Raw genomic sequence first — 14624 nt, forward strand, 5'->3', positions numbered from 1 at the left:
GTTCACAACCGTATTGCTTGTGAACTCACTTCACAACTGGTGTACTGATCCTATGACACACGAGCTGCGCATCGCCGTGGCGACCGATCCTGGTCTTGTGCGCGAGCACAACGAGGACTCGGTCTACGTCCGGCCGGATCTGCAGGCCGTGGCCGACGGCATGGGCGGCCACGAGCACGGCGAGCTGGCCAGTGCCATCGCCGTGAACGTCCTCGCCGGATGGCAGGGCGACCTCGGCCCGGCGGTGTCCGAGATCGCGCGCAGGCTCGACGCCGAGGCCCCGCAGGGCGCCGGCACCACGCTGACCGCGATGCGCTGGGAGGGCCTCGCGTTCCAGCTCGCGCACATCGGCGACTCCCGCGCGTACGTGCTGCGCGAGGGTGAGCTCCGGCAGATCTCGCACGACCACACCATGGTGCAGGCGCTCGTCGACGCCGGCCGGATGACGCTGGAAGAGGCCGCGAACCACCCGCGCCGCGCGTACGTGTTGCGCGCCTTGCAGTCCGGCAACTCGCACGATCCCGATCTGTCGTGGCACCAGGCCATGGTCGAGGACCGCTACCTGCTCTGCAGCGACGGCCTCACGGACTACGCGAACCTCGAGGACGTCCACGACATCCTGCTGTCCACTGAGGACGGAACCGAAGCCGCGTGGCAGCTGGTCGCGCTGGCGAACGGGAACGGCGGCCCGGACAACATCACGTGCGTGATCATCGACGTGGCCAAGAAGAAGTGGTGGCAGCGCTAGGTTTTCCCGCGAATGGAAACGGCCCCCGGCACACCGTGCCGAGGGCCGCAGCTCTAAACGGGTGTTACAGGTTGGCCGGCATGCCCGACTCGTCGGCGGCCGCCGTCGAGGAACCGCTGAGCAGGTCCTTGACGATCTTGTTGGCCTCCTTGACGGCCGGCGTGATCATCTTGATCTTCACCTTGCCGTCGGTGAGCTTGCCGCCGACGTCGTAGGTCTTGTCCTCGTGCGGCAACGGCAGCGCCTGGCAACCGGTGAACTGCTTGCGCGGGGTCGCACCGGTCTGGAAGTAGAAGACGATCGGGTCGTCGACGCAGTCCGTGTTGTACGGGAACAGGCCGTGCGAGCCCTCGTTGTCGACGCTGATCAGCTTCGCGCCCGGAAGTGCCTTCGCCGTGGCCAGACCACCCTCGTACGCGGTGGCGGCGTCGAGCTCGGCCTGCGCCATGAGGATGCGCGGGAACGTCTTCTTGTCCGGCTTCGGCATCGAGTTCTTGGTCTGCCAGTAGGCGCACAGCGGCGTGCTCATGAACGGCGCGATGAACGGCGCGTTCACGGTCAGGTCGGCCAGCCAGTAGTTCCAGTAGTGCAGGTTCTGGTTCCACTGACCGTCCTGGCAGCGGATCGCCTCGAACGTCGCGTCCCAGGTCTCGACCTCGGCGGCGGCGGTCGTGGCCTTCACCGCGACGCGCTCCTTCTTGGCGATCGCGGCGAGCGCGTTCTGCTTGCCCTTGGCGATGAACGCCTTGTTCTCGTCGGTGAGGCCCTTGGTGGCCAGCATCTTCGAGACGAGCTGCTCGACCTTCTCGGAGTCACTCGCGGTGCTCGGCGTCTTCGAGGCGTCGATGACCGCGGCGACCGCGGACCCGGCCGTCGGGTACTGAGTCGTGTCGTACATGGCCGGGATCACGAACCACGCGACGAAGAGCTGGCCGATGAACTCGCGGGTGCCGCCGGCCTTCTCCCAGTTGCGACGGATCTCCATCGGGTCGGTGCCCTGGGCGTACGTGGCGTTGTCACGCGCCATGTACGGGAGCAGCGCCTCCTGGAACTGGCGGTCGCGCGTGCGCGGCTGCAGGTCCCAGGTGTTCTCGAGCGTCGACTGCGAGGCGTCGACGGCCGAGTCGAGCAGCATGCGGTGGACCTTGTTCGGGAACGTGGCGGCGTACCAGGTGCCGAGCCACGTGCCGTAGGAGTAACCGATGTAGCTCGTCTTCTTCTCGCCGAGCAGGACACGGATGAAGTCCATGTCGTAGGTGGTCTGCTCGGTGGTGATGAACTGGGTGAGCGGGTTCTCGAGGCAGCCGTCGACCTTCGCCTTGTTCAGCACGTTGACGTCGGTGCTGTTCGGGACGGTGTAGCTGCACGTGAGAGGCGTGGAGAGGCCGACACCGCGCGGGTCGAAACCGATGAAGTCGTACTGGCCGGCGAGGACCGGTGTGCGCAGGGCCATCGCCGCGCCCCACGGCAGGCCGGAACCGCCGGGGCCACCGGGGTTGACCAGCGCAATGCCCTGACGGCTGGTGCCCTTGTAGGCGGTCTCGGTCTTGGAGACCCGGATGCCGATCGTGTTGCCGTCGGCCGGGTTGTGCCAGTCGCGCGGGACCTGGACGGTCGCGCAGGCCAGCCCCTTGACGGTCTTGAACTTCTTGACCGTCTCCTCGGCCACACCGGGGAAGGCGCACTCCTCCCACGTGATCTTCTGCGAGGTCAGCGCGCCCGCGAGCTTGCCCGTGTCCGGGTCCTGGTTCGCCGCCGCGTTCGCCGTCGGCACGAGCACGACGCTCGTGGCGATCAACACCCCTGTCAGTGCGGCCAGCCCGCCTCTGAAGTACTTCCTCACGGTGGATCCCTTCCTGCCCCCGCACGGCCGGGTGAGGCCGCGCTTGCATCAGGGGAGGAAGGGGATTTCCCGCGTTTGACACTCGCGGACGGTGGCAGAAAGTCGCCATGTCTGAAAACTGTCACGAAAGATGTTCACAGAGTGATGAAGGATGCTCATGTTCGTGACCTTGCGTGACTAGAGCCATCCGCGCCGTGACGCCTGGACTCCGAGCTGGAACCGGGTCTGCGCGCCGAGCAGCTGCTGCAACCGGCTGACCCTGCGGTGCACCGTGCGTTCGCTGACGCCCAGTTCGCGCGCGATCGCTTCGTCCGTCAGGCCGGCGCTGAGCAGGGCCATCAGCCGGCGCGTGGCTGTCGTCGGTTCCTCGTGGGTGTCCTGCTGACTGCCTGGGGTGATCGACACGGCCATCCGCCAGAACGCCTCGAACAGCTCGATGAGGGCGCTCAGCAGCACGGACGGGTGAATGAGAAGTGCCACGACGTTCCCGCCCGTGACCGTCGGCACCGCGATCAGCGCCCGGTCCGAGTCGGCGATCACGAGCTTGAGCGGCACGCCGGGAAACGTCCGCGCCTGCTCGCCCGCCGCGATGCTCTCCTGCACCGACGCGAACCCGAGTTCGGTCTGCAGCAGCGCCGACTCGTAGACCACCCGGTACCCGACACCGCGGGCCAGCGCCGGAGGCTGTGCGGGACTCGCCTCCGGCTGCGGGCTGAGGTACGAACCGGGGTCGAGCGCCCGGATCTCGGTCTTGGCCTGGTTCTGCATCTCCTCGAAGGCGCTGATCACCTCGTCGGCATCCTTGAGCACCTCGACGAAGTCGACCTCTTTCGTCTGGTGCTCGGCGTAGGCCCGCGCCAGCATCTCGGCCGTCTCCCTGGCCCGGACGGCCGCGGCCTCGTGGCTCGACGCGATGGCCGCCAGCGCCGACCGCGGCGGGCGCACGTCGTCGTTGCGGACCAGCCCCAGCCGTTCGAGCTCTTCGTGCGCCGCACCGGGTTTGCTCATCGCGCCTCGCAGCATCGCCAGGTACAGCTGCTCGGCTTCCTGCGACAGCCCCTCGTGCACACGACTCCCCTCGGTGGTTGGCACCGAACCTACCGGCTCAGGCTTTGGCGGCGCGCCGCATCGCCCCGAGGAACATCGCGTCGAACGCCCGGTCCGACAACACCCTGCGCGCCAACAGGATCGGCCCCGCGCCGAACCCGGCGGCGTACCTCGTCCTCGGCCGGCGTGCCTGCGCGGCCTTCACGATCACGTCCGCGATGACCTTCGGGTCCGAGCCTCGGTCGGCCTGGCTGAAGAACGCCGACAGCTGACGCACCTGCTCGGAGTACGCGCCCTCGCCGGACCGCTTGCGCAGGTTGTCGACCGCGATGCCGCTCCACTCGGTCTTGATCGCGCCGGGCTGGATCACCACGACGTCGATGCCGAACGGCTTCAGCTCGAGCCGCAGCGAGTCGCTGAGCCCCTCCACCGCGAACTTCGTCGAGTGGTACCAGCCGCCGAGCGGCTCGTAGATCTTGCCGCCGATCGACGACACGTTCACGATGCGGCCGCTCTTCTGCCTTCGCATGTGCGGCACGACCAGCTGCACGAGCCGCGCCAGCCCGAAGACGTTGACTTCGAACTGGTACTTGCCCTCGCTCAGCGGCACGTCCTCGAACGCCCCGTACGACCCGTAGCCGGCGTTGTTGACGAGCAGGTCGATCCGGCCCGCGTCCGCGATGATCTGCTCGACGCCCGCGACCATCGACTCGTCGTCGGTGACGTCCATCTCCAGCACCCGAATGCCCCAGGTCGCCAGCCCTTCCATCCGCTGCACCCGCCGCGCCGCCGCATACACGGTGTATCCAGCTTTCTGCAGCTCAACGGCCGTCGACTCGCCGATCCCCGACGAGGCTCCCGTGACCAGTGCGACCTTCATGACGCTCCACTCCCCACTAACCGGTTGGCTGAACTAACTAACTGTTTGGTTGTTAAAGCCAGTCAACCACGACCGCACCCGCGTGTCAACCAACTAGTTGGTTGCTTCTACCAACCGGTTGGTTAGAATGCGGAGTGTGGTGAGGGACAGGGAAGCGACGAAGGCCAAGTTGCTGGAGGCCGGCCTCGACGAGTTCGCCGAGTACGGGATCGCCGGCGCGCGGGTCGACCGCATCGCAGCCAAGGCCGGCTGCAACAAAGCGATGATCTACGCCTACTTCGGCAGCAAGGAGGGCCTGTTCGAGGAGCTGCTGAAGATCCAGATCGACCGCATGATCCAGTCGGTCCCGATCACGCCCGACGACCTGCCCGGCTACGCGGGCCGCCTGTTCGACTCCTACGTCGAGCAGCCCCAGATCCTGAGGCTTGCCGCGTACCACCGGCTCGAGAACGGCTTCGACGTCGTCCCCGCGGCGGAAGCCGAGGCCTACCGCCACAAGATCGAGGCCATCGCGCAGGCCCAGCTCGAAGGCAAGCTCACGGCCGCGTACGACGCCACCGACCTGCTGGACCTGGTGGTGCACATGTCGATACTGGGTTTCAGCACGCCGAACGCCACCCGTGCGCTCGTCGAGAAGTCCGTGCGCCGGCTGATCGCCGAGTAACCTCGGGAACGAGACCACTACTGGGGTGGGAACGTGCGCAAGATCCTGATCGCGGGTTCGGTGATCGTCGCGACGGCCGTGACCGGCGGTGTCGCAGAGGCGTCGACCGACGGCAACGACACGCTGGTCGTGCCGCAGGGCAACGACATTCTCATCGCACCGCAAGGCAACGACTCGCTGGTCGTTCCGCAAGGCAATGACAGCCTGGTCGCGCCGCAGGGCAATGACAGCCTGATCGCGCCGGACGGCAACGACACGCTCTGATGCTCACTCCAGGCGACCGGGCACCGTTGTTCGCCGTCAGGGGCGACACCGACTACTACCTGAGCGCCGAAGCCGGCCACCCGATCGTCGTGACCTTCGCGGACGAACTGGACCAGCACCTGCACGACACCGCGCAGAAGCTGGGCGTGGTGTGGGTAGTAGCCGACCCGCGCGACCCACCGGACGGCGTGACGGTCATCGTCGACGACGGCCAGATCGCGAACCTCTACGGCATCGGCAACGCCTCGGTCCTCCTCGACGAGAACCTGCGCGCGGTGGCCGTCATCCCGCGGGGCCACCCGATCCCGGACCCGCCGGCACCAGATCTGCCGGCGCCGGTGCTGGTTGTGCCGCGAGTGCTGGAACCGGAACTGTGCGCGGAACTGGTCGCGCACTACCTGCGAGAAGGCGGCCACGACACCGGCTTCATGCGCGACGACGCCCAGGGCCGCACGGTCGCCGTCCACGACCACACCCACAAACGCCGCCAGGACCTGACCCTCGAAGGCCAGCTCATGGACGCTCTCAAGGCCAGGGTCGAACGCAGGCTGGTCCCGGAGATCCACCGGGCGTTCCAGTTCCAGGTCACGAGGGTCGAGCGCTGGATCATCGCCTGCTACGAAGCCGAGACCGGCGGCCACTTCCAAGTCCACCGCGACAACACCACGAAGGCCACCGCGCACCGCCGGTTCGCCGTCACGATCAACCTCAACGACGACTTCGCGGGCGGCGAACTGAGATTCCCGGAGTACGGCCGCCGCACCTACCGGGCCGGGCCAGGCGACGCCCTGGTGTTCTCCTGCTCACTGCTGCACGAGGTCACACCGGTCGAAAGAGGCAACCGCTACTGCACCCTGCCGTTCCTCTACGACGAGGCGGCGGAAGCCCTGCGCAGCAGGTAGGTGTCCATGATCCACCCCTTGCGCGCACGGGCTTCCTCGCGCGTCGAGCGGATCTCGGCGGCCACGTCCCCGACCCGGCCGGAGATCAGGATCTCGTCCGGCATGCCCAGGTAGGCACCCCAGTAGATCCAGGTGTCGGGGTCGACGCCCTCGAACGAGTACTTCGCGTCCAGCATCACGGCGACATCGTCCACATCGGACGGCCACCCGGCCGCCAGCCGCCGTCCGGTCGTGATCTGCACGGGCTTGCCGACCTGGTTCAGTGACACGCGATGTCCGGCCGTCAAGGCCGCCACTGACGTCACGCCCGGAATCACCGAGACCTCGAACGACTCACCGCGGGAGAGCAGGTCGTCGAGGATCGCCAGCGTCGAGTCGTACAGGGATGGGTCGCCCCACACCAGGAACGCCCCGACCTCGTCCTCACCCAGCTCCGACAGCAGCGAGAGGACCACGTCCGCGCGTGCCCGCCGCCACTTGTCGATCTCCGCCGCGTAGTTGGACGGTGAGCGGTCGCGGTCCGGATCCCGGCCCTCGACCCAGCGGTACGGCCGCGTCACGTGCTCGGCCAGGATCGACGCGCGCAGGTCGACGAGCTCCTGCTTCACCGATCCCTTGTCCAGCACGAAGAACACGTCGACCGTCTGCAACGCCTTGACGGCCTGCACCGTCAGGTGGTCGGGGTTGCCCGCGCCGATACCGATGACCAGGATCTTTCGCACCGGCTCACACTAAGGCAGGTGCTTTCAGCCGCGCCAAGACCACCCCGAGCGCGACCAGTCCGGCACCCTGCACCAGCACGAGCACCTGGGCGCCCAGCAGGTCACCGAACACGCCGAAGCCGAGGAACGCCACTGGATAAGTGACGCTCAACACTGCCGTCAGCGCCGCGAAGAAACGTCCTTTGGCCGCCGCGGGCACGATCTGCTGGAACAACGTCAGGAACTTGACGTTGCACACCCCGAGGCAGAACCCGCTGAACACCAGCGCCACCAGGTAGACCGGCAGCGACACCACGACTCCGGGCACCGCCAGGAAGACCCCGAACAACGCCACGCACACAGCGCCGAACGAGGTCACCGAACCGCGCACCGGGATCCGCGGCGCCAGCAGGGCACCGCAGACCAGCACGAGCCACACGGCCGACTCCAGCAACGCCAGCGACACGGCATCGCCGCCCAGCACGGACTTCGTGTACAGCGGCAACACCAGCACGGTCGGCGTCGAGAAGAAGTTGACCCCGGCGAACACCAGCATGATCGGCTTCACGCCGGGCAAGGTGCCCAGGAACGCCCACGTGCCGCGCTCACCGGTACCCGCCGCTGGAGTAGTCGCGAACCGTGCCATCAGCAAGCAGAGCACCGAGATCAGGTACGTCAGAGCGTTGACCACCACGGCGCCGGAGAACCCGAAGGAAGCGAGCAGCACTGCACCGAACGCCGCGCCGGCGAAGTTGGCGACGGGCTGCGTCGACGAGCCGTAACTGACCGCCCGCGGCACGTCCGAAGCAGGAACCAGCTCCGGCAGCGCCTTCATCAGGGTCGGGTCGAAGAACGCCTGACAGGTCGCCAGCACCAGCCCGACGACGTAAACACTCCACACAGGAGGGTCGCCGACCAGAACCAGCGACGACACCGCGAGGAACGCCACCGCCTCCGCCCGCAGCATCACGGTCCGCGACGGCACCTGCGAGATGACCCGCCCGATGTACCCGACCAGCGTCAGCGACGGCAGCACGCCGACCACGAGGAACGCCCCGGCCGCGAGCCCGCGCGACGACGCGGGCATCTGTTCCAGCAACCACCACAGCAGCGCGATCTGGTACAGCCGGGTGCCACCCTGCGAGAGCACCTGGCCCAGCCACACCAGCCGGAACGAGCGGGTCAGCACGGGCGTTCGTCGATCAGCCGCACGGTCTTGCCGCTGCGGGGATTGACCTCCACAGCCGAAACCCACTCCACCGCCAGGGGAGCGACGGTCCCGCGCCCGACCTGCAGCTCGAACCGCGGGCTGATCACGTAGACCTCATCGCGAACAGCGCCGAGCAGATCCTGCTGAGCACCAGCGATCCGCAACACCAGCTGATCCCGCGCGTCCACCCGCCGGATCACGACCTGAACCCCGTTGTGCACCACACCGGCACGGTCGACAGCGGCACGCAGGTGATCGAGATGCAAGGTGACAGGCCCGACCCGGGCACCCTCGTCCGCCCGTCCGAGCAACCGGAAGATCCCGTCCTCGACGTCGACCCACTCGGCCAGGTCACCGACGGGGTACCGGATCATCGGCTGCAAGCGCCGCGTGAGATCCGTCTGCAGCAACCGCCCCGGCCGGCCCGGCGAGGTGATCGGGCGACCGGTCTCGACATCGACGATCTCCAGCACCGAACTGTCCACAAAGGCCCGGAACACCCGCGGGTCGTCCGAGCCCAGCACCGCCGTCCCGATGATCCCGCCGTCCACACTGCCGTAGACGAACGACCGGAACTCGGCCTGAGGAAACGCCGAGGACAGCAGCGCGCGCTGGTCGTCGTACAACGCCTCGCCGCTGAAGAGGATCAACCGCACCGACGGCAGCGACCCAGCCTCGGCGACCACGTGCGAGGCCAGGCGGCACAACGTCGTCGGGAAGCCGGCCACGACGGTCGCGTCGAAGTCCTGCATCGTGGTGAGCGTGAACTCGACGGGCGCGCTGCCGGTGATCGGCAGCTGCACCAGGTCGATCGGCGAGCGCTGCAGCGAGTTCAGCGCGAAGATGAAGCTGGAGTACAGCTCCCCGGCCGCGAACAGGTTCGCGATCCGGTCGCCGTGCCGCAACCCCGCCGCGGGAAGCGTTTCCGCGTACGTGCGGCACATCGCGTCCCACTCCTCGTTGGTGTAGAAGGACACCCTGGGAGCCTTGGTCGTGCCGCCGGTCTTGAAGATCAGCCCTTCGGTGTGCGCGCGGGTCAGCACCTGGTTGTCGCGGATGGTGTTCGCGGCCCAGAACGCGGCCTGGTCGATCACCGGGAGATCCGCGAGCGAAGAGCCTTCAACGCCGTCGTACAGCTCCTTGTAGAACGGGGAGTGCGTACGGGCGTAGCAGATGAGGTCGAGCACGGACACGTTCACACACTCCTGCTGCTGCGCTGGTCGACGACCGAGATCAACTTTCCACTGCTGCGAGTGCGCAAGAAGTCCGCGAGGGGCACGTTCTCGACCCGCACGGTCAGCAGCGCGTCCTGCTCGACCGCCTCCGCGACCTCGGCATACCGCGACAGCAGCGTGATCTGGCTGGCGGCGGGCTCCGGCGCGCGGCCGCGTTCCATCCGCACGACCAGCTCCTCGCCGGAGGAGTCCTCGTTCAGCTCGATCTGCAACGCGCCGGCGTAGCTGTACTCGTCCTCCAGAATCGTGAGGAACCGGCGGTAGTTCAACGTCTGAGCGGCCGCCCGGAACACGTCACCGGTGCGCCCCAGCAGCTCGAACCGCGGCGTGCGACGACCGCACGCGCACTCGCCGGGAACCCAGCGGCCGAGATCGCCGATCTCGTACCGTTCCAGCCGCTGCCCACGCCGCGTGTGCGTGGTGAAGACGAGCCGGCCCGGATCAGAACCGGAGACCGGGCGATCCGAGTCGGGGTCCAGGATCTCGAGCGTGTGCAGGCCGGTGAACAGGTGGTGCACCTTGCCGGACGACTCCTGGCACTGGTAGCCGACCGGGCCCGCGTCGACCGTCGCGTACGCGGCCGAGCGGATCGTCTCGATGCCGAACTCGTCCCGCAGCCGCGCGATGGCCTGCGCGCCGAAGTGCTCGCCCGCGTAGAAGATCTTGCGGATGCCGCCGTACTCCCTGAGCATCTCGCCGTGTTCGGCGAAGAGCCGCTGCACGAACGACGGCGCGGTCAGCAGCGTGTCGACGCGATTGTCCACGATGGCCTGTGCGATCGCGTCGAGCTGGCCCCACTCGCCGCCCATCGGGAACTGCACGGCGTTCATCCGCTCCAGCGCGGAGAAGAAGCTGACGAAGCTCGCGTACATGTGCCCGTTGAAGAACAGGTTCATGATCCGGTCGTGCCGCGGGTCGAGCCCGGTGGCCAGCAACGCCTCGGCGCCGACCCACATCTGCTCGTCCCAGTCCGCCCACGTGTAGGCCGACAGCTTGGGCGCGCCGGAGCTGCCACCGCTGCGGAAGTACACGTCCGCCGGACGGTCCTGCAAAGTCTCGAAGTCGGACTTCGAGGTCACCGGCACCGCGGGAACGGGGAGCTGGCGCGACTCGGCCAGGTCGTCCAGCGACGCGTCGGACGCGAACCTGTCGTCGAGCTGCACGGACACCCGGTTGCTGTAGCGCTGCAACGCGTACACGCCGTCGTGCGGCTCACCGCTGTAACCGCCGAGCATCGAACCGGGCGTGGTGATCCGCTGCACGCCGACGGAAACGAACGACCGCGCCAGCAGAGCGACGTCGGGTCGTTCCGCAGCCAGCCCGACGGTCTGCAGGTAACGGCGCATCGGCCGCAACACGGAGGTGATCTCCTTGCGCGGCAGCGGCTTCACCCACACCGTCCGGTACAGCGGCGAGGTGCGCAACGCCGGTCGGACGTCCGCCAGCACGCGCCAGCGGTCGCCGCTGTGCACCTTGGTGAGCCCGAGGTGTTCTTCCAGCCGGGCCACGACCACGGTGTTCGTGATCTCGGCCCACTCCGCCTGCGACGGCTCGCGGGTCAGCGGCCCGGTCAGCTCCAGCACCGAAGCGAACCGCTCGGCGAACGCGAACACCTGCGCGGGGTCCTCGGTGTCGAGGTAGATCACCTGCGGGCTGGAGCACGCCTGCTGCTCCAACGCGCAGATGTCCGCCGCCAGCGCGTGCAGGGTGTCCACATCGGACCACGAGTCGCGCGTGAGGTAGGCGAATGACAGCTTCGGGCCCCAGTCGATCACCCGCGTGCCGGGCCGCACCAGATCGGTGACCCCGTTGATCGCTTCCTCGCCACCCCAGACGGCGACGGCGTCGGCAGCACCGAGCATGCGGGTCATCCAGTCGGTGTTCGACGACGAGAAGCCCAGCACGATCAGGCGCGCGGCGATCTGGCCGGTGTGGTCGTGCGAGGCCAGTGCGGCGAGCACCTCGGCGGTGAAACCGGAGTCGTCCGACGCGACCTTGATGACGTTCAGGTTGCCCGACAGCAGGCCCTCGACGGCGCTCAGAACGCCCGCGGCGGGCGCGTTGCCCGCCGTCACGTGCGCGAGCAGCCCGAGCGGCACCCAGGCCTCGTACGTGGGCGTGCGGAAGTCGAAACGGACCATCCGCGCCGGGTCGAGGTTGCCGAGCTCGCGCTTGAGCTTGCGTTCCAGCTCGGAGCGGCTCAGGGCGTGCCGCAACGCGTCGAGCGTCTCCTCGATCTCCGTCTCGTCGAGACCCCACGACGCCAGCGCGGCGCGGTGGTCGTCGAGCACGAGCTTCTCCGCCGCGGCGAGCACTACGAGCGGGCTCAGCCGCGGGCCCGTGATGACCTGCTGGGTGCGGTCCTCCAGGGTGTCGAGCCGGTGCGCGACCGAGTCGTCGTCGACCCACTCACCCTGCCAAAAGTGCCTCATCACTTACCCTTCAAAAGCTCTGCGGCCGCGATGGCGCACGAACGGTTGCGGGAGACGCCGGCGCGGCCGAGGATCTCGAACCACGGGGTCTCGTTGCCGCAACCGCACTTCTCAGGTGCGTGCAGCGCGGCGAGATCACCCATCAGCACGCTCTGCGCGGGTGCCGAGGTGATGTACGGGGAGACGAACTGGATGTAGCCGGATTCGCCGTACGGCAACGGTTCCAGTGTCCGGACGTCCCTGACGATCGCACGTGACCAGGTCGGCACGTGCAGGTTGTGCTGGGAGCACTCGACGTACGGCACCGAGTGCTCGACCGAGCCGTAGCTGTCGCGGATCCGCTCGTCCGGGACGCCGAGCATCTCGGTGACCTTGGCGCGCAGCTCGGACTTGGAGATCTGCTTGTCGGCGTTGCCCTTCCAGCCGCCGCCGAACCACACCAGCGAGCGCTCGTTCAACCGCAGCGGCTCGACTCCCATGGCGCGCATGCGATCGAGGGTGAAGCTGAGGAACGCGGGAAAGCCGAAGATCCGCACCGGCAACCCGCTGTCCGCGAACCGCCGCAGCGCGCGGATGTTGCCGAACGCGTCGAACTCGTGGCCGGTGCCGGTGTGCGCGAGGCCGTAGTCCACCGACCGCACGGGCGCGAAGTCGGTCATGAACTGCCCGGTGAACGAGCTGCCGAGCTTGACGTTCGCGGTCGGCTGGTTGAGGTTGATCAGGTAGTGCACGGGCTCGCTGTCGTCGATGAACCCGTTGTGGTCGTAGATCCGCGCGACCATCCGCTGCCCGGCGCGCACCGTCCAGGCGTCCCAGAACATCTGCGACTTCTGCCCGGTGGTGCCGGACGACGTCGCGTGCACGACGACCTCGTCGCGCGGCACCGACAGCACCTCGTGCATCTTGAAGAAGTTGGCGTGCACGTACGGCTGCTCGGTGATGTCCTTGAGGGGCTTGCCGTTCCACAGGCTGCGAAAGAACTCGTTGCGGGACGCGTGCCACCTGTTCGACTCGTTCATGGCCTCCAGGAACAGCTCCTGGTCGCTGTGGTCGTACGGCGCCGCGATGTCGCACAGCTGCTGGACGGCACCGAGAGAGGAGTCCGGCACCGATGCCGGACCGAGGTGCGGGTTCATGCGCGAAACACTCCGTTGGTGTTGAGGAACTTCTGCGTCCACAGCTCGATGTACTGCTCGGTGAAGGGCCGGAACGCCTCGTCGATCGTGAGCCCGCGGAAGTCGGGCGGTTGCGGCGTGTGCACCATGACCACGTAGTCGTGGTAGCGGTCGCCGTCCCTGCGCATCGCCGGATACAGAGCCACGGGGAGGAAACCGAAGGCCAGCAACGCATTCAGCTCGTCGAACTCGCGCAACGGCACCAGCGTCTCGACGTGCGGCGCGCCCATGCCCGTGAGCGTGTCGATCACGCCGTTGAGGTGCGGGATGATCGTCTGAGGGTTCGGCGTGGCACCGAAGATCGTGCAGTAGCCGTCGTGCCGGTTGAGGTGACCGTAGATCTGGTACGCGCCCTGCTCGTCCGCCAGCAGCACGTTCGGCTTGTGCAGCGGGTAGAACCGGCGCGCGGGGTCGTTGATGTTGTGCTCGAAGTGCCGTTGCACGAACTGCGGCGCCTCGATGATCTCGAGCCGTGACGGTTCGGCTTGCGGGAGGTCCGTGCCTTCGATGAACTCCGGCAGATGCGGCAGGCCGATCGTCCGATGCGTTGCCGTGACGAGCTTCTCGAGGCTCTTGGGTGCCTTGTGCACCTCGGCCCGCTGGTCGAGCACGCCGTCGCGGTGCCTGGCCAGCAACGCCATGGTCTCCCGCTTGGCGTGCTTGAAGAGGTTCGGGACGAGTCCGAGCGCGTGGAACCCGTTGCGCAGACACACCCTCTGCGGCGCGATGTGGATGGTGCGAGCCGTGCCGTAGACCGAGTCGACGTCACCGGTCGCGAGCATCCGGTCGGTGATCTGACCGACCGCGTGGTGGGCGATGCCGCCGCCCTGCGCGTCCGGATCGACGACCAGCCCGGCGATCTTGCCCAGGCGGTCCTCGTGCTCGACGTGCCCGGTGATCGACGCGACGACCCTGTTGTCGTTGCGCCACACCAGCCACGTCGTGCCGGCGGCCTCGATCTCCGCCGCCATGACGTCGGGGTCGGTGCCCATCGCGATGGGGTAGTTCGCGCCGTGCGCCCGCCGGTACAGCCTGAGCAGGTCGTCGATGTCGTCGAGTCGAGCCGGCTCGAACTCGGGTGCCACTGCCGTGCCTCCTTCGTCTCCCGTTTCGGGCGCACACGAAATAAGCCGTGACGGCTTCTGGTGAATGCGAGGGGTTGACCTAAATCCAGGCTACTGGCTGGTACAACCGCCGTTCAGGTGAGGGAAGCGCATGAGCAGCGAAATTGATTCCCGGTGGCGAGCGGGATCACATGTATTATCAAGTCCGCCTTAACTTGAAATGCTCTCGTTGGTCCTTCCGGGTGAGTTTTGACTGGTTGAAGGCTTGATCACCGCTGTGAGCGGGATCGCTTTCTCGGTTTCTCGAGGAGCTGTTCCTTTCTGTCACATGTCAACACGCAGGCTTCTCGCCGCGCTATTTCCGTGCCAACGCAACGAGTTGACAGGCGCTCCTATTTCGCTCCTGAGTGGAGGGAGAAACGGGAACGAGGGTGTTGACCGCGGTGCGAGGCTTGTGCG

13 protein-coding genes are annotated in these 14624 nt (G+C 67.5%); 4 read left to right on the forward strand and 9 right to left on the reverse strand.

Annotation, left to right across the window (positions count from 1 at the left end; genetic code table 11):
• The first annotated feature begins 52 nt into the window (after window positions 1-52).
• A complete protein-coding gene (locus ABZ345_RS25175) occupies window positions 53-748 on the forward strand; it encodes a protein phosphatase 2C domain-containing protein (RefSeq protein ID WP_359853310.1) in 696 nt (231 codons plus the stop codon).
• 64 nt (window positions 749-812) lie between these two features.
• On the opposite strand, the gene ABZ345_RS25180 is transcribed toward ABZ345_RS25175, so the two are convergent.
• From ABZ345_RS25180 to ABZ345_RS25190, 3 genes are all read right to left on the reverse strand, one after another.
• Window positions 813-2591: an alpha/beta hydrolase gene (locus ABZ345_RS25180; RefSeq protein ID WP_359853313.1), complete on the reverse strand. Its 1779-nt coding sequence runs from the start codon at window positions 2589-2591 to the stop codon at window positions 813-815.
• Window positions 2592-2768: 177 nt separating this feature from the next.
• Window positions 2769-3659 carry a helix-turn-helix domain-containing protein gene (locus ABZ345_RS25185; protein WP_359853314.1) on the reverse strand — a complete coding sequence of 297 codons (891 nt, stop codon included), beginning with the start codon at window positions 3657-3659 and terminating at the stop codon, window positions 2769-2771.
• A gap of 37 nt (window positions 3660-3696) precedes the next feature.
• Window positions 3697-4518 carry an oxidoreductase gene (locus ABZ345_RS25190; RefSeq protein WP_359853317.1) on the reverse strand — a complete coding sequence of 274 codons (822 nt, stop codon included), beginning with the start codon at window positions 4516-4518 and terminating at the stop codon, window positions 3697-3699.
• A gap of 139 nt (window positions 4519-4657) precedes the next feature.
• On the opposite strand from ABZ345_RS25190, the gene ABZ345_RS25195 reads away from it, so the two are divergent.
• Genes ABZ345_RS25195 through ABZ345_RS25205 form a run of 3 tightly spaced genes read left to right on the forward strand, consistent with a single transcriptional unit; the run spans window position 4658 to window position 6348 of the window.
• Window positions 4658-5182, forward strand: a complete 525-nt coding sequence (locus tag ABZ345_RS25195) for a TetR family transcriptional regulator (protein ID WP_359853320.1) — start codon at window positions 4658-4660, stop codon at window positions 5180-5182.
• A gap of 33 nt (window positions 5183-5215) precedes the next feature.
• Window positions 5216-5446, forward strand: a complete 231-nt coding sequence (locus ABZ345_RS25200) for a hypothetical protein (RefSeq protein WP_359853323.1) — start codon at window positions 5216-5218, stop codon at window positions 5444-5446.
• On the forward strand, window positions 5446-6348 hold the full coding sequence (locus ABZ345_RS25205) for a 2OG-Fe(II) oxygenase (RefSeq protein WP_359853326.1): 903 nt from the start codon (window positions 5446-5448) through the stop codon (window positions 6346-6348). Before ABZ345_RS25200 ends, ABZ345_RS25205 begins: the two co-directional genes overlap by 1 nt.
• Here the strand turns inward: ABZ345_RS25205 and cobF are convergent.
• The 6 genes from cobF to ABZ345_RS25235 are packed head-to-tail and all read right to left on the reverse strand — an operon-like array spanning window position 6312 to window position 14186.
• Window positions 6312-7070 carry a precorrin-6A synthase (deacetylating) gene (gene cobF / locus ABZ345_RS25210; protein ID WP_359853328.1) on the reverse strand — a complete coding sequence of 253 codons (759 nt, stop codon included), beginning with the start codon at window positions 7068-7070 and terminating at the stop codon, window positions 6312-6314. The two genes, ABZ345_RS25205 and cobF, sit on opposite strands and share 37 nt — an antisense overlap.
• Window positions 7071-7074: 4 nt before the next feature.
• Window positions 7075-8238 (reverse strand): MFS transporter, encoded by a 1164-nt coding sequence (locus tag ABZ345_RS25215; protein WP_359853331.1) that lies wholly within the window; start codon window positions 8236-8238, stop codon window positions 7075-7077.
• The gene (locus ABZ345_RS25220; RefSeq protein ID WP_359853334.1) at window positions 8232-9458 is read right to left on the reverse strand and encodes a phenylacetate--CoA ligase family protein; all 1227 of its coding nucleotides are present in this window, start codon (window positions 9456-9458) and stop codon (window positions 8232-8234) included. Before ABZ345_RS25220 ends, ABZ345_RS25215 begins: the two co-directional genes overlap by 7 nt.
• Window positions 9455-11926 carry an acyl-CoA reductase gene (locus tag ABZ345_RS25225; RefSeq protein ID WP_359853337.1) on the reverse strand — a complete coding sequence of 824 codons (2472 nt, stop codon included), beginning with the start codon at window positions 11924-11926 and terminating at the stop codon, window positions 9455-9457. The genes ABZ345_RS25220 and ABZ345_RS25225 overlap by 4 nt, the downstream gene beginning before the upstream one ends.
• Complete coding sequence (locus ABZ345_RS25230; protein WP_359853340.1) at window positions 11926-13062, reverse strand: hypothetical protein; 1137 nt, start codon at window positions 13060-13062, stop codon at window positions 11926-11928. Before ABZ345_RS25230 ends, ABZ345_RS25225 begins: the two co-directional genes overlap by 1 nt.
• Complete coding sequence (locus ABZ345_RS25235; RefSeq protein ID WP_359853343.1) at window positions 13059-14186, reverse strand: GNAT family N-acetyltransferase; 1128 nt, start codon at window positions 14184-14186, stop codon at window positions 13059-13061. Before ABZ345_RS25235 ends, ABZ345_RS25230 begins: the two co-directional genes overlap by 4 nt.
• Between the last annotated feature and the right edge of the window lie 438 nt (window positions 14187-14624).

It is taken from the genome of Lentzea sp. NPDC005914, from assembly GCF_040629405.1.
Classification (GTDB): Bacteria; Actinomycetota; Actinomycetes; order Mycobacteriales; family Pseudonocardiaceae; genus Lentzea.

Bases quoted from the DNA above. Each gene is read 5' to 3' on its own strand.
- ABZ345_RS25175 (WP_359853310.1), top strand. From the start codon at position 53: ATGACACACGAGCTGCGCATCGCCGTGGCGACCGATCCTGGTCTTGTG.
- ABZ345_RS25225 (WP_359853337.1), bottom strand. From the start codon at position 11,926: ATGAGGCACTTTTGGCAGGGTGAGTGGGTCGACGACGACTCGGTCGCG.
- ABZ345_RS25190 (WP_359853317.1), bottom strand. From the start codon at position 4,518: ATGAAGGTCGCACTGGTCACGGGAGCCTCGTCGGGGATCGGCGAGTCG.
- ABZ345_RS25230 (WP_359853340.1), bottom strand. From the start codon at position 13,062: ATGAACCCGCACCTCGGTCCGGCATCGGTGCCGGACTCCTCTCTCGGT.
- ABZ345_RS25205 (WP_359853326.1), top strand. From the start codon at position 5,446: ATGCTCACTCCAGGCGACCGGGCACCGTTGTTCGCCGTCAGGGGCGAC.